18 protein-coding genes are annotated in these 21729 nt (G+C 69.0%); 10 read left to right on the top strand and 8 right to left on the bottom strand.

Translation table 11 applies throughout. The features are described from left to right. Positions 1 to 293 precede the first annotated feature (293 nt). Genes BS329_RS10325 through BS329_RS10310 form a run of 4 tightly spaced genes read left to right on the top strand, consistent with a single transcriptional unit; the run spans position 294 to position 3721 of the window. On the top strand, positions 294 to 1238 hold the full coding sequence (locus BS329_RS10325) for an ABC transporter substrate-binding protein (protein ID WP_076158615.1): 945 nt from the start codon (positions 294 to 296) through the stop codon (positions 1236 to 1238). Positions 1239 to 1246: 8 nt separating this feature from the next. Continuing rightward, complete coding sequence (locus BS329_RS10320) at positions 1247 to 2017, top strand: ABC transporter permease (RefSeq protein ID WP_076158612.1); 771 nt, start codon at positions 1247 to 1249, stop codon at positions 2015 to 2017. Then, complete coding sequence (locus tag BS329_RS10315) at positions 2014 to 2835, top strand: ABC transporter permease (RefSeq protein WP_076158610.1); 822 nt, start codon at positions 2014 to 2016, stop codon at positions 2833 to 2835. The genes BS329_RS10320 and BS329_RS10315 overlap by 4 nt, the downstream gene beginning before the upstream one ends. 19 nt (positions 2836 to 2854) lie before the next feature. Then, complete coding sequence (locus BS329_RS10310; protein WP_076158607.1) at positions 2855 to 3721, top strand: ABC transporter ATP-binding protein; 867 nt, start codon at positions 2855 to 2857, stop codon at positions 3719 to 3721. Between the two features lie 226 nt (positions 3722 to 3947). Here BS329_RS10310 and mdlC read toward each other — a convergent pair whose 3' ends face one another. The 3 genes from mdlC to BS329_RS10295 all read right to left on the bottom strand — a co-directional run bounded on the left by mdlC (position 3948) and on the right by BS329_RS10295 (position 9163). Beyond that, positions 3948 to 5531, bottom strand: a complete 1584-nt coding sequence (gene mdlC / locus BS329_RS10305) for a benzoylformate decarboxylase (RefSeq protein WP_076158605.1) — start codon at positions 5529 to 5531, stop codon at positions 3948 to 3950. A gap of 96 nt (positions 5532 to 5627) precedes the next feature. Continuing rightward, entirely contained in the window at positions 5628 to 6305 is a 678-nt protein-coding gene (locus BS329_RS10300; protein ID WP_076158602.1) for a copper homeostasis protein CutC, read from the bottom strand. Positions 6306 to 6457: 152 nt separating this feature from the next. Next, entirely contained in the window at positions 6458 to 9163 is a 2706-nt protein-coding gene (locus BS329_RS10295; protein WP_076158599.1) for a sensor histidine kinase, read from the bottom strand. Positions 9164 to 9363: 200 nt separating this feature from the next. On the opposite strand from BS329_RS10295, the gene BS329_RS10290 reads away from it, so the two are divergent. Further along, entirely contained in the window at positions 9364 to 10314 is a 951-nt protein-coding gene (locus BS329_RS10290) for an ABC transporter substrate-binding protein (protein WP_076160129.1), read from the top strand. A 75-nt stretch (positions 10315 to 10389) separates the two neighbouring features. Here BS329_RS10290 and BS329_RS10285 read toward each other — a convergent pair whose 3' ends face one another. Continuing rightward, the gene (locus tag BS329_RS10285; protein WP_076158597.1) at positions 10390 to 11025 is read right to left on the bottom strand and encodes an LppU/SCO3897 family protein; all 636 of its coding nucleotides are present in this window, start codon (positions 11023 to 11025) and stop codon (positions 10390 to 10392) included. Positions 11026 to 11110: 85 nt separating this feature from the next. On the opposite strand from BS329_RS10285, the gene BS329_RS10280 reads away from it, so the two are divergent. The 3 genes from BS329_RS10280 (at position 11111) to BS329_RS10270 (ending at position 14891) form a co-directional block, all read left to right on the top strand. Further along, complete coding sequence (locus BS329_RS10280; protein ID WP_076158594.1) at positions 11111 to 12757, top strand: DNA repair helicase XPB; 1647 nt, start codon at positions 11111 to 11113, stop codon at positions 12755 to 12757. A 509-nt stretch (positions 12758 to 13266) separates the two neighbouring features. Beyond that, positions 13267 to 14022, top strand: a complete 756-nt coding sequence (locus BS329_RS10275; RefSeq protein ID WP_076160126.1) for a DUF4253 domain-containing protein — start codon at positions 13267 to 13269, stop codon at positions 14020 to 14022. Between the two features lie 53 nt (positions 14023 to 14075). Beyond that, the gene (locus BS329_RS10270; RefSeq protein ID WP_143252965.1) at positions 14076 to 14891 is read left to right on the top strand and encodes a DUF72 domain-containing protein; all 816 of its coding nucleotides are present in this window, start codon (positions 14076 to 14078) and stop codon (positions 14889 to 14891) included. A 120-nt stretch (positions 14892 to 15011) separates the two neighbouring features. Here the strand turns inward: BS329_RS10270 and BS329_RS10265 are convergent, their stop codons facing one another. Then, positions 15012 to 17825 carry an AfsR/SARP family transcriptional regulator gene (locus BS329_RS10265; protein WP_435818636.1) on the bottom strand — a complete coding sequence of 938 codons (2814 nt, stop codon included), beginning with the start codon at positions 17823 to 17825 and terminating at the stop codon, positions 15012 to 15014. A gap of 66 nt (positions 17826 to 17891) precedes the next feature. Here BS329_RS10265 and BS329_RS10260 point away from each other — a divergent pair, with 66 nt between their 5' ends. Further along, positions 17892 to 18830 carry an o-succinylbenzoate synthase gene (locus BS329_RS10260; RefSeq protein WP_076158589.1) on the top strand — a complete coding sequence of 313 codons (939 nt, stop codon included), beginning with the start codon at positions 17892 to 17894 and terminating at the stop codon, positions 18828 to 18830. Positions 18831 to 18896: 66 nt separating this feature from the next. Here BS329_RS10260 and BS329_RS10255 read toward each other — a convergent pair whose 3' ends face one another. The 3 genes from BS329_RS10255 to BS329_RS10245 all read right to left on the bottom strand — a co-directional run bounded on the left by BS329_RS10255 (position 18897) and on the right by BS329_RS10245 (position 21167). Beyond that, entirely contained in the window at positions 18897 to 19805 is a 909-nt protein-coding gene (locus BS329_RS10255) for a M23 family metallopeptidase (RefSeq protein WP_244197098.1), read from the bottom strand. A 185-nt stretch (positions 19806 to 19990) separates the two neighbouring features. Next, positions 19991 to 20263 carry a hypothetical protein gene (locus BS329_RS10250; protein ID WP_076158584.1) on the bottom strand — a complete coding sequence of 91 codons (273 nt, stop codon included), beginning with the start codon at positions 20261 to 20263 and terminating at the stop codon, positions 19991 to 19993. A 109-nt stretch (positions 20264 to 20372) separates the two neighbouring features. Next, positions 20373 to 21167 carry a transporter substrate-binding domain-containing protein gene (locus BS329_RS10245; protein ID WP_076158581.1) on the bottom strand — a complete coding sequence of 265 codons (795 nt, stop codon included), beginning with the start codon at positions 21165 to 21167 and terminating at the stop codon, positions 20373 to 20375. A 132-nt stretch (positions 21168 to 21299) separates the two neighbouring features. Between BS329_RS10245 and BS329_RS10240 the strand changes: the two genes are divergently transcribed. Continuing rightward, a complete protein-coding gene (locus BS329_RS10240) occupies positions 21300 to 21524 on the top strand; it encodes a PspC domain-containing protein (protein WP_076158579.1) in 225 nt (74 codons plus the stop codon). Positions 21525 to 21729: the final 205 nt, after the last annotated feature.

Here is a 21729-nt window from a genome sequence, read left to right as displayed (position 1 = left end):
CCGAATTGTCGCCCCACCAGTAATTCGATCACTAAAAGTAGTGTTGTCCAAGCGGGTGATCACGCGATCAGGCGAACGGCCTAAAATGATCACCCGCTCACGGCACCCATTGTGAGCAGGTGGGCAAATCTCTAAGGTGACCGCGTGCCGGGCGAAATGAAGCCACGACACGGATGAAAAAACCACAACGGTGATTCATTGTTTCCGAGGAGCTGGCTTTGTTTCGAAACGCCTTGAGCAGGAGCGGTGCCGGCAGAGGACGGGGCGCCATCGGTGTCGCCCTGAGCGCCCTCATGCTGGCCACATTGGGCGCCTGTGGCGCCCTCGGCGGCGACGACACGTCCAAGGCGTCGGGTGGTGACGGCGCGGTGGAGAAGCCGAAGATCAAGGTGGCCCTGCTGCCCGTCGTCGACCTCGCGCCCCTGCGGCTGGCGCAGGAAGGCGGCTACTTCAAGGCCGAGGGCCTGGAGGTCGAAGCGGTCGACGCGCCCAGCGGCCAGCAGGCGATGACCAAGATGATCGGCGGCGAGGTCGACATCGCCTTCTCCACCTACATGCCGTTCTTCGTCGCGAAGAGCAAGAACGCGGCCGACATCCGGCTCGTCGCCGACTCCGTTTCGGCCAGTCCCAAGAGCAACGCGGTCGTCACGGTGCCGACCTCCTCGGTCAAGACGATCAACGACCTCGCGGGCAAGAAGATCGCGATCACCGACAAGAACACCGCGTCCCACCTGCTCACCGTGTCGGTGATGAAGGACCACGGCGTCGACACCAGCAAGGTGCAGTGGGTGCCCATGCAGCTGCCGAACATCGCCGCCGCCCTGTCGTCGGGCCAGGTCGACGCGGGTTACCTGCCCGAGCCGTTCCTGACCCAGGCGTCCAAGGTGGTCGGCGCGACCCCGGTCGTCGACATCGCCACCGGTGCCACCACGGACTTCCCCCTGGCGGGCTTCGGCGCGCTCGGTTCCTTTGTGGACAAGAACCCGAAGACGCTGGCCGCGTTCCAGCGCGCGCTGGCCAAGGCCGTGCGCGACTCGGCCGACCGTTCCAAGATCGAACCGATGATCGTCAAGTACGCGAAGGTCGATGCCGAAACCGCTTCACTGCTCACGCTGCCGACGTTCGGGGCCACCCTGGACGCCCGTCGCCTGCAGCGCGTGCCGGATCTGCTGCTGCAGACCGGCGTGATCACCGCCAAACTCGACGCCGCCCCGATGCTCGCCCCTCAAGCTGGATAAAGGTCAAGGTGCCACGACTTCTCCGTGCCCTGGCCGGTCTGGCCGGTTTCTTCCTCCTCTGGGAAGTGATCGTCCAGGCCGGCCTGGTCCGTAAAGAGTTCCTCCCCCCGCCGTCCGTCGTCCTCGTGACGATCTTCGAACAGTTCGGCGAGACGCAGTTCATCCGCGATCTGGTCGCCACGTTCCTCGCGTGGGCCATCGCGCTGCTCATCGCGGTCGCCATCGCCGTGCCCGCCGGTCTGCTGCTGGGCAGCATCCCCGGCCTGCGCACCGCGACCGCGGTGGTCGTCGAGTTCCTGCGGCCGATCCCCGCCGTCGCGCTGATCCCGCTGGTGCTCCTGCTGATCGGCGGTGGCCCCGAAGCGAAGATCACGCTCGCCGTGTACGCGTCGTTGTGGCCCATCATGTTCAACACGATCTACGCGCTCGGCGAGATCGACCCCGTCCTGCTCGAAACCGCGAAAGCCTGCGGCACGGGCAAGTTCCGGACGCTGACGTCGGTGGCGCTGCCGCATACCGCGCCGTTCGTGTTCACCGGAGTCCGGCTGTCCGCCAACATCGCGTTGATCGCGGTGGTCAGCACCGAATTCCTGGCCGGGGCCAAACTCGGCATCGGCAACTTCATCATGCAGGCCAGCACCGGCTCGACCAGGTTCGACCTCGTGCTCGCGGGCACCGTGGTGGTCGGCTTGCTCGGCTTCCTCATCAACGGCGGGCTGGAGATGATCGGCAGGCGGGCCTTCCGCTGGAGCACGGTCGACCGGGAGGCGGTCTCGTGACGACCCTCACGCTGTCCAGGCGCGTCGGCCGGGGCCTCGGCATCCTGGCCCGCAACTGGCTGCTGTTCTTCGCCCTGCTCGGGATCTGGGAACTCTCGACCCGGCTCGCGGAGAGCCCGTTCTTCCCGCCGCCGACCGAGATCGTGTCCGCGTCGGTGAAGCTGTGGTTCAGCGGTCCGGCGTCACAGCTGTTCCTGACCGACACGGTGTTCGACAACGTCCTGCCGAGCCTCGGCCGCACACTCGGTGGCTGGCTGCTGGCCGGTGTCGTCGGCGTCGCGCTGGGTGTCGCGCTGGGCCGGTCCAAGACCGGGATGGACTACGTCGGACCGCTTTTCGCGTTCTTCCGCTCGGTGCCGCCGCCCGCGCTGATCCCGGTGTTCATCGTCCTTTTCGGACTCGGACCGGGGATGCAGACCGGATCGATCATCTTCGGCGCGATCTGGCCGGTGGTGCTCAACACGGTGGACGGCGTCCGGTCGGTGGACCAGGTGAAGGTCGACACCGCGAAGTCGTTCCGGACGCCTCGGTCGTACTGGGTGCGCTCGATCGTGCTGCCCGCGGCCGGGCCGAAGATCTTCGCGGGCCTGCGGCTGAGCCTGTCCATTTCGCTGCTGCTGATGGTGATCTCGGAACTGGTCGGCTCCTACAACGGCATCGGCCGGTCCCTGATGGACGCACAGCAGGCGTTCGACTTCCCGCTCATGTGGTCGTGGCTGGTCCTGCTCGGGCTGCTCGGCTTCGGGTTCAACGCGGCCTTCCTCGCCGTGGAGCAGAGAGTGCTTCGCTGGCAGCCCACCCGCAACGGCCGTATCTAGTTTTCGAAGGGTCAGCAAGATGTCAACCATGCTCGAAGTCTCCGGGCTGAACCACCGGTACGGCGCGGGAGAAAAGGCGCACATCGCGGTCAACGACCTGTCGTTCACCGTGGAAGCGGGACAGCTCGCGAGCATCGTGGGCCCGTCGGGCTGCGGCAAGTCGACGCTGCTGCGCTGCATCGCCGGGCTCGTCAAGCCGACGTCCGGACGGGTCAGCCTGCACGGCGACGACGTCTCCGGCGTGCCGGAGGACCTGGCCGTGGTGTTCCAGGACTACAGCCGCTCGCTGTTCCCCTGGCTCTCGGTCGCGAAGAACGTCGAATTCCCCTTGCGGTGGCGTGACTTGAGCCGCGCCGAGCGGCGGACGCGGGCGCAGGAGGCGCTGGAGTCGGTCGGCCTGTCCGGGGTCGGCGCGAAGTTCCCGTGGCAGCTCTCGGGCGGTATGCAGCAGCGTGTGTCGATCGCACGGGCGCTGGCCAGCCGTCCCGCGCTGCTGCTGATGGACGAGCCGTTCGCGTCGGTCGACGCGCAGACGCGGTTCGAACTCGAGGACCTGACCCGCCGCGTGCAGCGCGAGAACGGGAGCACGGTCCTCGTGGTCACGCACGACATCGACGAGAGCGTCTACCTGTCGGACCGGGTGCTGGTGCTGTCGAAGTCACCGGCCAAGATCGTCGCGGACCTCCCGGTGGGGCTGCCCGCGGAGCGGAACCAGATCACCACGCGCGAGTCCGCCGAGTTCGTGACGCTGCGCGGCGAGGTCGCGCGGCTGCTGCACGGTGGCGCTCCCGAGGCCGTCACCGCCGCCTCCGACGCGGCCGAGTACGAACTCGCGCAGCAGGTCGCGGCCGACGCTGAGGCCGAGGCCCGCGCGAAGACCTCCTGAAGTGCTATGAAAGCAGCGTTTCGTCCTGTGTCGTTCGAAGCCAAAGGTCCGTGAAGGACTCCTTGAGGGGCTCAGGTCCCTTAAAGTTCCCCTTACCTGCCTCGGAACAGCACATCTAGCCTCAGCGACATCACCAGCCACAACGGCGGCGCGTGAAGGCCCCCTTCCCTCGGCTGAGCCGAGGGAAGGGGGCCTTCACGCCTTCCCCAAGTAGCGGGGAGACCGCTCAGTACAGCGTGCGCGGGTTCGCGTCGATGCGGACGTGCACCAGGTGCGGGCGCGTGTCCGGCAGCGCGGCCTCCAGCGTCGGCTTGAGGTCTTCGGCCTTCTCGACGACCGACGTGTTCAGGCCCAGGCTCTTCGCCAGCGCAGGGAAATCGATACCGCCGAGGTCGACGCCCGGCACCTTCTCGCCGCCCGCGGCCTCACCGAGGATGCGCACGGCGGCGTACTGCGAGTTGTCGAAGATCACGAACGTCACCGGCAGGTTGTTCTGCGCCGCCGTCCACAGTGCCTGGACGCAGTACATGCTCGAACCGTCGCCGAGGATGGCGACGACCTTGCGGTCCGGGCGGGCCAGCGCGGCGCCGACGGCGGCGGGGAGGCCGTAGCCCAGGGTGCCGCTGGCGACGGTGAGGAAGCCCGTGTCGGTCGACCTGATCGGCAGGTGGTCGTGCAGTTCGTTGCGGTGGCTCGGCGTCTCTTCGACGACGATGGCGTTGTCCGGCAGGACTTCCGAGATCGTGGCGTAGGCGAAGTCCGGTGTGATCGGGGTGACCGCGGCGGGCTTTTCCAGCCGGGTACGGGATTTCGGCGCTTCCCGCGGCGCGGCGCGGTCCAGCAGGGCGCGGATCGCGAGCTTCGGTGTCGCGCGGATCCCGGTGCCCTCCGCGGCCCTGGCGAGGATCTGCTCGTCGTCACTGACCAGGAACAGCGGGGGCAGCGCGGTTTCCGACTCGCCCCGGTACACGTGGTAGGTGAACGCCGGGGCGCCGATGACGACCACGAGATCGTGCTCGACCAGCGCGTTCGCGAGTGCTTTCCGCTCCGGCTGGAGGAAACCGAAGAACTGCGGGTGGTCCTCGGGGAAGGAGCAGCGCGCCCCCATCGGCGGCGCCCAGACCCCGGCGCCCACCTTCTCGGCCAGCGCGACGACGTCCGGCACGGCGCCTTCACCGTCGATGCCGGGGCCGACCACGATCGCCGGGTTCTTCGCGGCGTCCAAGGCGGACACCAGTTCGTCCAAAGCGGACGGATCGGGCGCGAAACCGCGGATCATCGACCGGGAGACGACCGGTTTCGTGGTCTCGACGTCCCAGTCGTCCACCGGCACCGAGACGAACACCGGACCCATCGGCGCCTGCGTCGCGATGTGATACGCCCGCGCCAGCGCGGCCGGGACGTCCTCGGCCCTGGCCGGTTCGCAGCTCCACTTCACGTACGGCTTGGGGAAGTTCGCCGCCTCGACGGCGCCGAGGAAGGGATCGTCCGGCAGCAGCGACCTGGTCTGCTGACCGGCGAGGATGATCAACGGCGCGTTGTTGCGGTAGGCGGTGAAGATATGCCCGAGCGCGTGGCCGACCCCGCCCGCGGAGTGCAGGTTCACCAGCGCCGGGCGTCGCGAGGCGCGGGCGTACCCGTCGGCCATCGCGACGACCGACGCCTCGTGAAGCGCGAGCACGTAGGTGAAGTCGTCGGGCCATTCCGTGAGAAACGCGATCTCGGTCGTGCCGGGATTGCCGAAAATCGTGGTCAGGCCAAGGTCACGCAGCAGTTCCCTGGTCGCGTCACGTACGGTGCGGGTAGCCATGGCCCACACGCTAGCTGGTCCTGTCCCGATAGTTGAAGATGCAACCTCAAATCACCGTGTGTGGTCTGGACCTGACCGCTCGCGCACGGCCTTGGCCTAGTCCTTGACCAGTGCCGCCCATTCGCGGACGGCGGCCGCGTCCACATCGGACTCCCAGCCGCCGGGCCTCGCCGCGCTTCCGATGTGGAACGCGCGCACCCCGCCCGCCCGCAGCAGATGCACCTGCTGCGCCCGCAGGCCGCCGCCGACCAGCAGCCGCGGCCCGTCCGTGCGGCGGGCGAGCCGTTGCAGCACCGAAAGGCCGTGCGCCACCCCGTGCGGATGCCCGGCCGCGAGCACCGTGTCGCAGCCGAGCGCGGCCAGCTGGTCGTAGGCGCGCAACGGGTCCCGCGCGCGGTCGATGGCCCGGTGGAAGGTCCACGGCAGCCCGTCGAGCTCCTTGACCAGTGTTTCACAGGCGTCGACGTCGATTTCACTTTCCAGGTCCAGGAAACCGAAAACGAACTCCCGCGCGCCCGCGTCGAGCAGCCGCCCGGTGTCGGCGCGCAACCCGTCGAGGTCGCCGGCGGCGAAGGACATGTTGTCGCGCAACATGACCCGCACCGGGAGGTCGGTGGCGGCGAGCACTTCGCGCAGCGTCTCGACCGACGGCGAGAGACCGTCGCTGGCCATGTCGCTGACCAGTTCGAGGCGATCGGCCCCGCCCTCCTGTGCGCGCTCCGCGTCCGCCGCAGTCAGCGCGATCACTTCCAGCAGGCCGGTTTTCGAACTCATGGACCTTCCAATTCGCTTTGTGCCCCTTGGTGACCCGCGTCCGCGATCGACGTCGGCAGGAGGTCCTGCCACCGCGACAGCGGCGCCTTCGGCCAGGGCGGGTTCACCCGTGTGGTCACTTTCCGGATAGATCTCAGCTCCGCCGACTGGCGCTAAGCCGAGGGGTTGTCGTCACCCCTGGCGTGGCGACCGCGCCGGAACCCGCCTTGCAGGCTGGTCATCCGTTCGCGGACCGCTTCGGGGGAAAGTGAGAGTATCGGCCTCTCCCCTCGCGGCTTCTCCGGCCTGTCGTCCTGCGACCGCGCCTCGGGAACGACCGCGGGCAGCACGGGCCAGGTTTCCTCCGCCCCGTCCTCCTGCTCCAGCTCGGCGGACGTCGGCCAAGCGGGCTCGGGTTCGGGTCCCGGCGCCCTTTCTTTCGGCACCGGAGCCTTCGGCGCCACCGGCTTCAGCGTCGGCTCGGTCGGTTCGTCCGGATCCTGCGCGGGTGCTTCGCCCGCGGCGGTCTCCTCCGGCGGCTTCACCGGCTCGAACGACGGCTTGGAAGGCGGGCCGGGCTCGGCGGGCGAAGGTCCTTCGCGCGGGCCGCCGTGGTCGAACCACTGCGAAAGCACGCTCTGGTACTTGGGCATCCGCTCGGTCGGGGAGTCCACTTCGAGATGGTTGCCGTCGTCATCGTCCGCCGACGGCCACTCCGGCTGGGTCTCACGCTCGACGACGGGCGCGCGCCGCAGCGGCCCGGGGTCCAGCACGGGCGCGAACCGCGACTCTTCGCCGCTCTCCTCCGGCTCGGGCAGCGGCGGGACTTCCAGCGGCGGTTCGGGTTCCGGCTCGGGCGCGACGGCGACGGGCGGGGGTTCCGGCAGCGGCGCGGGCCGCGGCGCGTCGACGATGAGGGCGGACGGCACGACGACCACCGCGGTGATCCCGCCACCGTCGGCGGACCGCAGCCGGACGTCGATGCGGTGCCGGACGGCCAGCGTCGCGACCACGAACAGGCCCATCCGCCGCGAAACCTCGACGTCGACGTCCGGCGGGTTCGCCAGCCGGGTGTTGGTCCGGTCGATCTCCGCCTGCGGCATCCCGGCGCCGTGGTCGGTGATCTCGATCTGCCACTCGCCGCGTTCGGTCGCGTGGCCCTCGACCTGGACCATCGTGCTCTGATCCGAATAGCGGGTCGCGTTCTCCAGCAACTCGGAGACCACGTGCACGAGGTCGTTGACGGCCTCGCCGCGGACCGCGATCCGCGGCGCCGCACCGAGTTCGATGCGCTGGTAGTGCTCGACCTCCGAGAGCGCGGCGCCGATGATCTCGTCGGCGACGACGGCGCCACCGTCCTCGCGGACGACGTCGGTTCCGGACAGCACCAGCAGGTTCTCGCTGTTGCGCCGCATCCGGGTCGCGAGGTGGTCGAGTTCGAAGAGGCCGGCGAGTGTGTCGGGATCCTGTTCGTCGGCCTCCATGCGGTCCAACACGGAAAGCTGCCGCTCGACGAGATCCTGGCTGCGCTGCGACAGGTTCACGAACATCGCGTTGATGTTCTCCCGCAGCATGGCCTGTTCCCCGGCGAGCCGGACGGCCTCGCCGTGCACCGCGTCGAACGCCCGCGCCACCTGGCCGAGTTCCTCCCGGCTGAACACCGGGACCGGCGCGACGGCCAGTCGTCGCCGCAGGTTCTCCGGCTGCGGCTCGGGATCGCTGAGCAGGCCTTGGACGGCCGCGGGAAGCTGGTGTTCGGCGACCTGGAGCGCGCTGCGGCGCAGGATCCGCAGCGGCCGCAACAGCGAACGCGCGATGATCACCGACAGCACACCGGCGACGAGCAGTACGGCGAGGACGATGCCGCCGTCCCAGATGGCGGACGTTCTCGCTTGTGCGGCAAGGGTGTCCGTGCGTTCCTGTAGCTGGACGAGCACCGCCTGCTGCACCTGATGGGCCAGATTGACCGTGTAGGTGGCGGCGGTGTCCCACTGGTTCGGGTCCAGCCCGCCGAGCCCCTGGTCGTTCTCCGCTCTGATGAGCGCGGATTCCACCATGCCGTTGCCGATGTCGACGATCAGGCCGATCACCGTGTCGTCGTACATCCGCTGCTGTTCGGGCGTCGCGAAAGTGCGGTAGTCGTTGCGGGCGGCGGCGAGTTCGGCCTCCGCGCCGAGCAGGGCACGGGCCCGGTCCCGGTTGAGGCCGCCTTGGGCGAGGGCGGCCGCCATGATCGCGCGTTTGACCGACATCTGGTCCTTGATCCGCGCGAGCGCGTTGCCCGCGAGGCGGAGCTTCCCCAGATCCGGATCGGAGACGTCGGCGGCGGTGGAATCGCTGATGTCGAGCAGGCCGGAGATCAGTTCGCTGTAGGAGCGCAGCACCGCGTCGGCGGGAAAAGCGGAGTGTTCGGCGGAAAACCGCAGTCCGGCCAGCACGCGCAGGCGGTCGCTGGTCAGCTGGAGGCTGGTCGCGGCCTTGTCCCCGAGTCTGCTCTTGCTCTCGCCGAGCGTGCGGTCGAACGTGCCGATGGACCCGTCGACGCGCTTGCGCTGCTCGGCCAGTTCGGAGAGGTCGCCCTTGCGGTCACCGGCGACGAACCGGACGGTGAGGTCGCGTTCGCGCTGAAGCTGGTGCACCGCCTCCGCGACGGTGCTGTCGACCCGGCCGCGGGTGGCGAATTCGGCCAGTTGCCGGGCATCCCGAAGATCCGAGTTGACGCGGAGCCCGACGAGTGCGACCACCGCGAGGGCGGGAATCAGCAGTACCACGAAAAGTTTGGTACGCAGGTGCCAGTTGCGCAGCCGCCAGCGTCCTCCGACACGGGGATGCCGTTCCGCCGCGTCGCCCCCACGGGGACGCTTGTCGCGACGGGCCACCTGGTTTCCTTTTCCCACCACGGGACCCTTTCCCGTGGCTGATATCGGGGATGAAAGCCCGAACCTACTGTAGAGTAACAAGGTTCGAGAACGATCGAAAGCCGCGCTGGTGCGGCGTCTCCCGCAGGCGATCGTATGGGGCCTGGACCATACGATCCAGAAGGAGAGCACATTCTCTCGGTAGGTGGGCGGAGGCGATGATGCGCGTTCTGGCGATTCCGCTGGTAGCGGCTCTGCTGGCGATGGCCGGTTGCGGAGTGTTTTCCGGTGGTGACCCGAGCGCGGACGCCCCACTCGAACGAACCGAGCTGCGCATCGGCGTCGGAAGCCCCATCGACACGGCCCCCTTGAGGGTCGCCGTCGCCGACGGGAGGTTCACCGCCGCCGGTCTTTCCGTGACCCTCGCCGATGTTCCCCCCGACCAGGCGATCACCAAACTTTCCGCGGGCGAGATCGACATCGCGTTCGCCAGTGACGTCTCGATCTTCCGCGCCGCCGCGGCCGGGACGGCGCTGCAATTGCAGGGCGAGGCGTACACCGCCGGCCGCAACACCATGGCGCTCGTCACACTCCCCGGCTCCGACTACACCGAGCCGACCCTCAAGAAGTCGCCGAAGATCGCGGTGAACATGCTCGACGACGTCGGCGTGCTCGCGGCCCGTTCGGTACTCGGGACCGCGGGGGTGGAAGTGAACAAGATCCAGTTCAAGCAGCACGCGTTCGACCGGATGCCGCAGGCGTTGCAGGCGGGCGAGGTCGACGCCGCGTGGATGGTCGAGCCGTACATCACCAGGGCCGAGAAGGAACTCGGGGCGAGCATCCTCGCCGACGGCGCTCGCGGCGCGACGCTGGACTTCCCGTTGTCTTCCTACGTTTCGACCGGTGCCTTCGGCCAGGGCAACGCCCGCGCGCTGGCGGTCTTCCGGAAGGTGCTCGGCGAGGCGCAGGTGCGAGCGGCCGACCCGGTCGTCGTCCGCGACGCGCTGCCGTCGTTCTCCGACATCGACCGGACCACGGCGTCGCTGGTCTCGCTCGGGGCGTACCCGGTCTCCCTCAACGGCATCCGGCTCCAGCGCGTCGCCGACCTGATGCACAACTCCGGCATGGTCGGCGCGAGGCTCGACGTCCAGCCGATGGTGCCGCGGTCTTAGACGGTTGATTCCGTGAGCATCACGTGAAGCTCAGCGAGGCGCTCCCTCAAGGTCGCACTTCACGCACTCACTCATCTAGATGTTCTCCCCGGTCGGCCTGAGGCACACCGTGCGCTCGGGCGGCCCGGTGTAGCGCAGGGCGGTGTCGTCCGGCGAACAGACGCTCTCCGACGATCCCCGCATCACGACCGCCCGCGCCTCGGCGGAGATGTCGGTGCAGCGGACCTTCGCGATCCGCGTCTCGTGCACGACGTCGCGAAGGCAGTCCCCCGTCTCGACGTTCAGCGCCAGGCAGAGCGTCTTCTCGGCCTTACGGCTGGAAGAACTCCCGTACAGCTCGAACTGGACGTAATCCGAGCCGCGGCATTCGGACGAACCGGTGCGCACCTGGTCGACCCGGAAGGTCGCACGGCTCGAGGTGCAGCTGGCCGTCGTGTAGCTCTGGGCGCCACCGGCCTCGTCGGTCAGGTACAGGCATTTTCCCGCCTCCACCGACGCGAACTCGCCCGACCGCGAGAGCCCCCAGGCGACCAGGCTCCCCAGGCCCAGCGCGGCGACGACGCCGAAGACGATCGCGACCTTGGCAGGCACGCTGATCGGCGGTGGCTTCGGGAACGGCGTCGGCATGCCGACGTCCGGCATCGAGGGTAGTGGCGCGGGCGCGTTGAACGGGTCGTATCCGGGCGCCCCGCCGGTCGGTGTAGTCGTCAAGATCCCCTCCAGTCACCTGTCGCACATCCTTACACCAGCGGTGCCGCGGCGGGGGCCAGTGTGGCCGGAACGTATAAAGGAGGATGTGACCGATGGCCCGCTGATCGTCCAGTCCGACAAGACCGTGCTCCTCGAGGTCGACAACAGCCAGGCCGACGACGCGCGGATCGCCATCGCGCCGTTCGCCGAACTGGAACGCGCGCCCGAGCACGTCCACACCTACCGGATCACGCCACTGGCGTTGTGGAACGCCCGCGCGGCCGGCCACGACGCGGAACAGGTCGTCGACGCGCTGACGACGTACTCGCGGTTCCCCGTTCCCCAGCCGCTGCTCATCGACATCGTGGACACGATGGGCCGGTTCGGGCGGCTCCAGATCGCCAACCACCCGGCGCACGGCCTGGTCATGTCGACCATCGACCGGGCGGTGCTGGAGGAGATCCTCCGGCACAAGAAGATCAGCCCGATGCTGGGCGCGCGCATCGACGAGGACACCGTCCTCGTGCACCCGTCCGAACGCGGACGGCTCAAGCAGGCGCTGCTGAAGGTCGGCTGGCCCGCCGAGGACCTCGCGGGCTACGTCGACGGTGAGGCGCATCCGATCGAGCTGGCCGAGGTCGACTGGGAGCTGCGCGACTACCAGCGCAAGGCCGCCGAGGCGTTCTGGGCGGGCGGGTCCGGCGTCGTCGTCCTGCCGTGCGGCGCGGGCAAGACACTGGTCGGCGCCGCGGCGATGGCGCACGCGAAGGCGACGACGCTGATCCTGGTGACGAACACCGTCGCCGGGCGGCAGTGGAAACGGGAGCTGATCGCGCGGACCTCGCTGACCGAGGAGGAGATCGGCGAGTACTCCGGCGAGAAGAAGGAGATCCGGCCGGTCACCATCGCGACGTACCAGGTGGTCACGCGCAAGACCAAGGGCGAGTACCGGCATCTGGACCTGTTCGATTCGCGGGACTGGGGCCTGGTGGTCTACGACGAGGTCCACCTGCTGCCCGCGCCGGTGTTCCGGATGACCGCGGACCTGCAATCGCGGCGGCGGCTGGGGCTGACCGCGACCCTGGTGCGCGAAGACGGCCGCGAAGGCGACGTGTTCTCCCTGATCGGCCCGAAGCGCTACGACGTCCCGTGGCGGGACATCGAGGCGCAGGGCTGGATCGCACCGGCGGAATGCACCGAGGTCCGCGTGACGCTGACCGACGCCGAGAGGCTCGCGTACGCGACGGCCGAGGCCGAGGAGCGGTACAAGCTCGCGGCGACCGCGGACACCAAGACCAAAGTGATCAAATCGCTGGTGGACCGGCATCCGGGCGAGCCGACGCTGGTCATCGGCGCCTACCTCGACCAACTGGAGATGATCGGCGATGAGCTGGACGCGCCGGTGATCCAGGGCGCGACGCGGAACAAGGAACGCGAGGAACTGTTCGACGCGTTCCGGCGCGGCGAGATCAAGACGCTGGTCGTTTCGAAGGTCGCCAACTTCTCGATCGATCTGCCGGAGGCTTCGGTGGCGATCCAGATCTCCGGGACGTTCGGTTCGCGGCAGGAGGAGGCGCAGCGGCTCGGACGGCTGCTGCGGCCGAAGGGCGACGGACGGCAGGCGCACTTCTACTCGGTCGTCTCGCGGGACACCGTCGACACGGAGTACGCGGCGCACCGGCAGCGTTTCCTCGCGGAGCAGGGATACGCGTACCGGATCGTGGACGCGGACGACCTGCTGCGCCCGATGTGATCCCCCGCGTTTCGTCCTCTGGTTGCGGTCCTTGCACACGCAACTACCGCAACTAGAGGACGAAACGCGCTCGGTCGTGGCCGGGCGCGAGTACGTGAAGGACCCCTTCCTTGCGCCTAGGTACATGAAGGAGTCCTTCATGTACCTCGACCGGGCTCACCGCGAACCCGCCCAGCCCTTCCGGGTGTCGCCACTGGGCTCACGGACCGACCCGCGCTCAATCGCACGCGGCGAAGGCACCTAAGACACACCTGGCAGTACTCCTCTTCGCCACTCACGATCGCAACCAGAGGACGAAACGCGAACGCGTTAGTCCACTGTGGACATCGCGATGTTTCTGGTGTGACGTCAGGGACACGTGGGACGTCGGCCGAAATCGGTGCGCCGCGAAATTTCCGGCCCTCCACCTGGGCGACCCTGAGATCCCGCGAACGGGGTATCGAAAACTGTCGGTGCTTCGAACTAGTGTTCGGGTAGAGTTGACCGAACACCAGTTCGAGGGGAAGCCGATGACGATCGCACCGTTCCGTCCAGGTACGCCGCCCGTCCAGACCCTGCCGCCCGGCCGGTGGCACGGCCGGATCTGGGTTTCCGACCTGCCTTTGGCCAGGCCGGAGCGCTATACCGGCTGCGTCGCCGAGTTCGACCGGTCCGGGCTGTGGCCGGTGCTGATCCCGCACGACCAGCGGTTCGCGGCCAACGGCGAGGACTGGATCGACGATCGCGGCAGGCTCGCCCCGGCCGACCACCGGATCTCCTCGGTGGACCCGGCCGAAGTGCTGGCCCGCTGGTGGGACACGTCCTGCTGCGACGGTGCCTGCCTGCGCCCGTTCGGCGCGAAGTTCCCCGGCCTCGCCCGCCGTCCGTCGCGCCGGGCGGATCCGCTGGCCGAGGCGGGCAACACCGGGTCGGTACTGGCCGCGCGCGGACCGCACCGGCTCGCGCTGGTGCAGACGGAGCGGCCCGCCGACATCCCGGCGATCCTGGGCTGGACGGGGATGATCAAGGCGACCGATCAGGTCCACGAGCTGTCCGCGGTGCTGCGCAGCTGGGAAGACCGATTCGGCGCGACGCTCACCGTGCTGGGCTTCGACTCGATGGAGCTGTCGGTGGCCGCGCCGCCGCGCACCCAGGGTCGCGCGCTCACGGTCGCCGCCGAACACCGCTCGTTCTGCCTGCCCGCGTTCGCCGGTCAGCCGGGCAATCTGCGCGAGTTCGCCTCCAGCCTGGTCCAGACCCGCCGCTGGCGGTTCTCGTGGGCCTGAGCGGGCGTTTGCGCCGGGAAGAAAGGGGGAACCAGCACGGCGAATAGAAGGCGGTGATCAACGTCGCCGAGATCAGGATCGGCACTTCGGGCTGGCGCTACCCACCCTGGCGCGGGGACTTCTACCCTCGTGGCCTGGTGCAGCGGCGCGAGCTGGAATACCTGTCCAGCCGGATGAACTCCGTGGAGATCAACGGCTCGTTCTACTCCTTGCAGCGTCCCGAGCGGTACCGCGCGTGGGCCGAGCAGACACCGGACGACTTCGTCCTCGCCGTCAAAGGCGGCCGCTTCATCACGCATCTGAAGCAACTGCGCGACGTCGAGACGCCGCTGGCGAACTTCTTCGCGTCCGGGGTGCTGGCGCTCGGCCGGAAGCTGGGGCCGTTCCTCTGGCAGCTGCCGCCGCGGCTGGCGTTCGACGCCGGGCGCGTCGAGGATTTCTTCGAGCTGTTGCCGCGCACCAGCCACGCCGCCGCCAAGCTCGCGAGCAAGCACGACGACAAGCTCAAGGCCGAGGCGCACACCGATCCGAAGCCGCGCCGGAAGCTCCGGCACGCCGTCGAGGTGCGGCATCCGAGCTTCGCCGAGCCCGAAAGCCTTGAGCTGTTCCGGAAACACGGCATCGCGCTCGTGATCGCCGACACCGCCGGCAAGTTCCCGTTCGTGGACGAGCTGACGAGCGACGAGTTCGCGTACGTCCGCCTGCACGGCGACGAGGAGTTGTATGTCAGCGGGTACAGCGACAAGGCCTTGAAGAAGTGGGCGCGCAAGATCGAGGGCTGGGGCCGCGACACGTACGTCTACTTCGACAACGACGTCAAGGTCGAGGCGCCGAAGAACGCGATCGCGATCGCGAAGCTCCTCGGGTGAGGCGCTCACGCTGCACAGTCAGCGCACAGTGAGCGGTTTCCTGTTAGGTAGCAGAAGAGGTCACGGGCGTACTCGCGTGCTGCGACTGGGGGTCGGCACGCCGGGCGCCCGTGCCTCGTTTCAGCTTTGGCCGGAGATGAGCGAGGCGAGCTTCGTCCGGACGTCGTCGGCGTCCGGATGCGAAAGCTCGGTCAGCACCCGTACCGAACGCAGCCAGCATTCCCGCGCCGAAGACGGATCACCGAGCCGCAGATGGATCGCGCCGAGCTGGGCCAGCACGTCGGCCGCCTCGTAAAGCTCGCCGTGGGTGAAGAACATCTCGACGGCCCGCCGCATGCAGTCGACACCCTCGTCGTTGCGGCCGAGGCCGACGAGCGCGATGCCCTTGGTGTGGAAGGCGAAACGGGCTTCGTCGGGTAACGCGTGCGCCCGCAGGGCCAGTGCCTGGTCGACGAGGTCGAGCGCCTGGCCGTACCGTCCGTCGCCGGTGCAGATGTCGCCGAGCGCCTGCAACGCGTCGGCCTCCATACCGGCACCGACGTTGTGCTCCCGGATGAACCGCAGGGCCTGGGTCCCGTACTCCCACGCGATCTGGGCGCTTTCGACGTTCCGGCTCGCCAGCGTGAGGTTGTACAGACCACGCGCCTCGCCCTCGCGGTCGCCCACCAGCCGCTGCAATTCGACCACCTGCTTCAGGTAGGCGACGCTGTCCTCGTACTGGCGCGCCACCCCGCAAGCGACACCGAGCCCGCTCAGCATCGCGGCCTCACCTGGCCGGTCACCCGCTTCACGCGCGGCCCGCAGCGCGACGTCGAACACCGAACGCCAGTCCTCCAGCCGCGCCCGCACGATGAAGAAGGATTGCAGCAGCCACGCGAGTTGCCAGCACTCCCGATGCCTTCGTTCCCGGTACGCGACGTTCACCGCGGCGATGAGATTCCCGCATTCCTCGTCGAACCAGTCCAGCGCCTGGTCGTAGTGACCGAACTTCAGCCCCGCGCCCGCGAACCGTTCGGGCTCGATCAGCCGGTAGTGGCGCTCCGGGCGCAGCAGCCGGGACGCGTTCAGCGCCGACGACAGCGACGCGTGGAGCAGCCTGTCCAGCACTCCCGTCCGCACTTCGGGCCCGTCCACCTTCGCCGAGAGTTCGGCCGCGTACGCGCGGATCAGGTCGTGGAACTGGTACCGGCCGGGCCGCGACCGCGCGATCAGGTGCGCCGAAGCCAGTTTCGCCAGGTCCGCGTGCGCTTCCGCGATGTCGACCCCGGCCACCGCCGCGGCCACGGGCACGCTGAAGTCGCCACCGGTCGGCAGGCCGAGCAGCCGCAACATCCGCGCGGCCCGCTCGTCGAGCGAGCGGTACGAGTACGAGAAGACGGCCCGGATGTTCGTCTCGTCGCCGTCGGCGAGATCGAACGAACCCAGCCTGTCCTGTTCGGCCTCCAGCAGCCGGACGAACTCCCGCAGCGAAAGGTCCGGGAACTGCGCCGCCCGCACCGCGAGGATCCGGATCGCCAGCGGCAGCCCGCCGCAGTACCGGACGAACCGTTCGGTGGCCTCGGGATCCTCGATGACCCGGTCCAGCCCGATCGTCGAGGCGACGAGGGCGGTCGCGTCCTCGTCGGGCAGTTCCTCCAGCGCGACGCGCCGCGCGCCGTGGGTCGCCACGAGCGCCTGCAACTGCCAGCGGCTGGTCACCAGCACCAGGCAGCCGGGGCCGGGCAGCAGTGGCCGGATCTGCTCGGTACTCGCGGCGTTGTCGAGCAGGATCAGCATCCGGCGGCCGGCGCTGTAGGTGCGCCAGGTGGCCGCGCGACCGTCGACGCCGGCGGGGATCCGGTCGGCGGGGACACCGACCGACGCGAGCATGGTTTCGAGCGCGGTGGCGGGTTCGACCGGGTCACCGGGACCGTATCCGCGCAGGTTGAGATACACCTGCCCACCGGGAAACCGCTCCCCGACCTCATGCGCGAAATGGACGGCGAGCGTCGTCTTGCCGATGCCGCCCATGCCCTCGATCGAAGCGATGGACGTCGACCTCTCGGTGTCCAGCGCTTCGGGGACCAGCTCGTGCAGTGCCTTGAGGTCGCGCTGACGGCCGGAGAACACCCGGAGATCCGCCGGTAGCTGACGCGGGATCAGCGGTTCGGCGCCGAGCCGGTACCGCGTCAGCTCGGAGTCCAATGTGGTCTCGACGGCCTCTTCGCCGGTCAAGATCGCCTGGTGCGCGCGTTGCAGCGACGTGCCGGGGTCGAGGCCGAGCTCTTCGGCCAGCACCGCGCCGATCCCGCGGTAGACGGCCAGCGCCTCGGCCTGCCTGCCGGAGCGGTAGAGCGCGATCATGAGCTGCTCGTGCAGCCGCTCCCGCAGCGGGTTCTCGCGGCACAGCCTGGTCAGCTCGGGAACGACCGTGGCGTGATCGCCGAGGGCGATGAGCGTGTCGGCCCACTGCTCGCGGACGCGGAGCCGCTCTTCGCCCAGCTGGTCGGCTTCGTCCCGGAGCAAGGCTTCGGAGTGGACGTTCTGTAGCGCCGGGCCCCGCCATTCGGACAACGCGGCGGCGAACCGATCCGCGGCCCGGCGCAGGTCGCCCTCCGCCGCGGCCTCCGCGCCCGCGGCGGCGAGTGCGCGGAAGCGGGCGAGGTCGAGCAGGCTCTCGTCGAGTTCGAGCAGATAGCCACCGCGTTCGGTGCGGATGGTGACCTCGTCGCCGAGCGCGCGGCGCACCCGCAGGATGTAGGTCTGCAGGGCGCCCTTGGACCGCCGCCGGTCGTCCGGCCACAGCCAGCGGCCCAGTTCCTCGACCGGCACCACCTTGTTCGCGCGCAGCAACAGGCCTGCCAGCACGATGAGCGGCCTGCTGCCGCCCAACGGCACCGGCAGCCCGTCCGCCGTGACCTCGGTGGGCCCCAGCACGCGAAAGTCGAGTGCCACATCGCTCATTCTGTCCGGAACGGCGTGAAACGGCACCTGATTCCAGCGGTGGCATGATCGGCGTCGATGGACGTCTACGCGATCCCCCTGCGGACCCGGTTCCGCGGCATCACGGTCCGTGAAGGACTGCTGATCCGCGGTGAAGCGGGCTGGGGCGAATTCTGCCCGTTCTCCGACTATTCCGACGCCGAAAGCGCGCCGTGGCTCGCCTCCGCGCTGGAGGCGAGCGAACGCGGATGGCCTTCGCCGGTGCGGGACAGCGTCGAGGTGAACGCGACCGTACCGGTGGTGTCGCCGGAGAAGGCGTATGAACTCGTGGCCGCTTCGGGCTGTCGCACGGCGAAGGTCAAGGTCGCCGACCCGCGGGTGAGCCTGGCCGAGGACTGCGCGCGGGTGGAGGCGGTGCGGGCGGCGCTGGGCCCGTCCGGCGCTGTCCGCGTCGACGCGAACATGGCCTGGGACGTGGACACCGCGGTCAAGGCCATCGGGGAACTGGACCGCGCGGCGGGCGGACTCGAGTACGTCGAGCAGCCGTGCCCATCGATCGGGGACCTGGCTGACGTCCGGCGCCGCGTCGAGGTGCGGATCGCCGCGGACGAATCGATCCGCCGGGCCGAAGACCCGCTCAAGGTGGCGGTGGCGGGCGCGGCCGACGTGGCCGTGCTGAAGGTCGCGCCACTGGGCGGGGTCCGGCGCGCGCTGGAGGTCGCCGAAGCCTGTGGCCTGCCGTGCGTGGTGTCGTCCGCCGTCGAGACGAGTGTCGGGCTCGCCGCCGGACTGGCGCTCGCGGGCGCACTGCCCACTTTGGACTTCGCGTGCGGACTGGGAACGATGTCGTTGCTGACCGGGGACGTCTGCGGCGAGTCACTGTCCCCTGTGGACGGTCGACTGCCGGTCCCCCGTAGCGCTCCGGCACCGGACCTCTTCGGCGCGCACGCCGCCGCTCCGGACGTCCGCGCCGCTTGGGAGACCCGCCTCACCCGCGTCCGCGCCCACCTCCGATGAGATGAAGGACGCTTTCCTGGCGAAATTCGCTAGGAGAGCGTCCTTCATCTCACGCTCCCGCAGGGGTCAGCCGCAGTGTTCGAGCGGGGATTCGTAGCTGGAGGACCCCGCCGAGCCGCCCCACCTGACGCACTTCGCGCCCGCGGCCGCGCTCACTGGGCCCGCGTAGTACTCGAAGCTGCCGGAGTCGCTCTTCCTCGCCGCGCCTTCCACTTCGAGGAACGCCGAGACCGCGCTGGCCGCACCGACCGACGTGGCCTTGATGGTGGTGACGCAGTTGTTCTTGTTCGTGCCGTTGTACAGCAGGTACGTGGTCGCGGCGGTGCCGAGCGCCTGCGAGTCGATCACCTTGTAGCCGTCGCCGCACACCTCGACGGCGTCGTACGGATTGGGGTTCCCGTTGCCGCCGCACGTGTTCTTGGAGGTCACGTTGGCGTTGGGGTAGCCGAACTTCACGCCGTTGAAGTACGCGGGCTTGATGTTGTCGGGCCACGAGGCGTCGTTGGTGCGGACTTCGTAGTGCAGGTGCGGGCTGATGTTGTTGCCCGGCTTGGAGGTGTTGCCGACCTCGCCGATCTTCTGCCCCTGCGCGACCTGCGCACCGGCCGCGACCGAACGCACCTTCAGATGCGCGTAGTAGGTCGACCATCCCCCACCGTGGTCGATCTTCACCAGGTTGCCGAAGCCGTTCGCCGAACCCTGATGCGCCGAGGTGACCACCTTGCCCGCGGCCGCCGCGACGACGGTGTCACCAAGGTCCGCCCCCGCGGAGCTGCCGCGGTTGAAGTCGATTTCGTAGGCCCGGTGCGCACTGCTGTTGTCGTTGTCGCCGTTCCACACCTGGTCGCAGGGGAACGGGAGCTGGAAGTTGGGACGCGGACCGACGGCGGCTTCGGCCGACGTCACGGTGATCGCGAGCCCGGCCATGCCCAGCAACGCGGTCGCGGCCGCGGTGACCACTCGTCTGAATCTCATCGGATGTCCTTTCTCGGCGTTTCGCGAGAAGCGTCCCGAAAGGGCGTACAAGTGAGATACAAACGAACACGGGCCCTCCCGGCCGAGGGGTCCGGAAGGGCCCGTCGCTCAGCCGGCCCGTTCGATGATCGCCCGGCGGATCAGGAACTTCCCTGGTTCGCGGACCTGGTCGAAGACCGCGTTGTTCAGCAGCGCGCAGGTGCCGGAAACACCGGTGACCTCGCCTGGCTCTGCTCCTGCTTCTCGCCGTCGGCTTGCCCGTTCCCGGCGCAGCCCGCCGTCTGACGGCGCTGCCGGATGAGGTCGACGACGGCCTGCCGGTTCGCGATCCGCGCCTCGGCCAGGTCGTCCGGGTCCGCCTGCTGGGCGGCGGTGAAGTCGAGGTTGTTCCGGAGGGCGGTGTCGAGTCCCTGGCAGCTTTCCGCGGCCTGTCCGTCCGGAGTGCCGACCGCGAACATCGCCGCGGTGTTTCCCGGCGCTGTTCATCATCCGTGTTTCCTCCGGTCTGGTTCCTCCTCACCCGCGTCTGGAGACACGGCCGGTTGACGAAAGTGGTTCAAACCGAGTTCAGCCGAGCCAGGGTTTCGCGATCCGCGCGTAGGTCCCGTCGTTCAGCACGAGACGCAGCCACTGGTCGGCCCACTCCTTGAACACGACGTCGCGCGGCAGGAGGTACGCCTTCTCCGAGAAGGTGAACGGCGCGTCGGGGTGCACCGCGCACAGGCGCGGGTTCCGCTTTGCCTGCCAACGGGTTTCGGTCGCGTCGGTGATCATCAGGTCGGCACGGCCTGCCAGGATCTCGGCGAAGATCGTGTTGTTGTCCGGATGCCGCACGATGGTCGCCCGCTTGAGGGTGGCGTCGGCGAACTGTTCGTTGGTACCGCCCGGATTCACGATCGCCCGGACACCCGGTTGATCGATCTGCTCGCGTGTCTGGAATCGTTTTTCGTTCTCGCACAAGGTGATCGGCGTCTTGCCGTCACGAAGATAGGGTGACGTGAAGAAGCCCTTCTTCGCGCGGTCCAACGTCACCGACACGCCACCCATCGCCAGGTCGCACTTCCGTCCGACGTCGTCGGCGATCGACTTCCACGTGGTCTGGACCAAACTGAGGCGGACACCGAGCCGCTGGGCGAGGTCGTCCGCGAGGTCGATGTCGATCCCGCTCCACGCGCCCGCGGCGTCGCGATAGGTGAACGGGCGATAGTCGCCCGTCGAGCACACGCGGAGTTCGCCGCGGGACTGGACGACGTCGAGCCTGCTCTGCGCGCCATGGCCTTCGGGCGCGGCACCGGCCGTGCCGATTCCCAGCACGGTCAGTACCGCGACCCCGAAGATGAGTGCTTTCGCCTTGATCGTCATCGAGGCATTTTCCACGCCCTGAGGCAGGCGCGCACCAACTCGGCCGCGCCGACCCCCAGGGGTCGGATTCCAGGGTCGGCTCCGGGCCGTTCCCCGATGTGCCGGGTGCCGATCCGGGGCGAATATGGAGCCATGACGAACAGCGTGTACACCCCCCAGGCCACCAAGAAGCTCTACCGCAGCCGGACCGACAAGATGCTCGCGGGCGTCGCCGGCGGCTGGGCCGCCTACCTCGGCGTCGACGCCGCGATCCTGCGCATCGCCCTCGTGGCCGGTGTCTTCTTCACCGCCGGGTTCGCGATCCCGGTCTACGTCGCCGCGTGGCTCCTGACTCCGGAGCGGCCGGGCGAATCCTGAACCAGAGCGGACGCCGCGCGCAGGGGACGCGGCGTCCGCCTGCCCGACGGGGGCCGGGGGCAAGGGGGTGGGTGAAAAGGCCCGGACATGGGGATGTCCGGGCCTTTTCGCCGTGCCCGGGATGTCGCGAAAGCCACTTTGGGGACATCTGACGTCCTGAAAGTGGCTTTCGCGACACGGCCTCTCCGGCGCCGGCGCCGGCGCC

Origin of the sequence: Amycolatopsis coloradensis (genome assembly GCF_001953865.1) — a bacterium.
Classification (GTDB): Bacteria; Actinomycetota; Actinomycetes; order Mycobacteriales; family Pseudonocardiaceae; genus Amycolatopsis; species Amycolatopsis coloradensis.
This window is presented reverse-complemented; position numbering and strand designations above follow the sequence as displayed.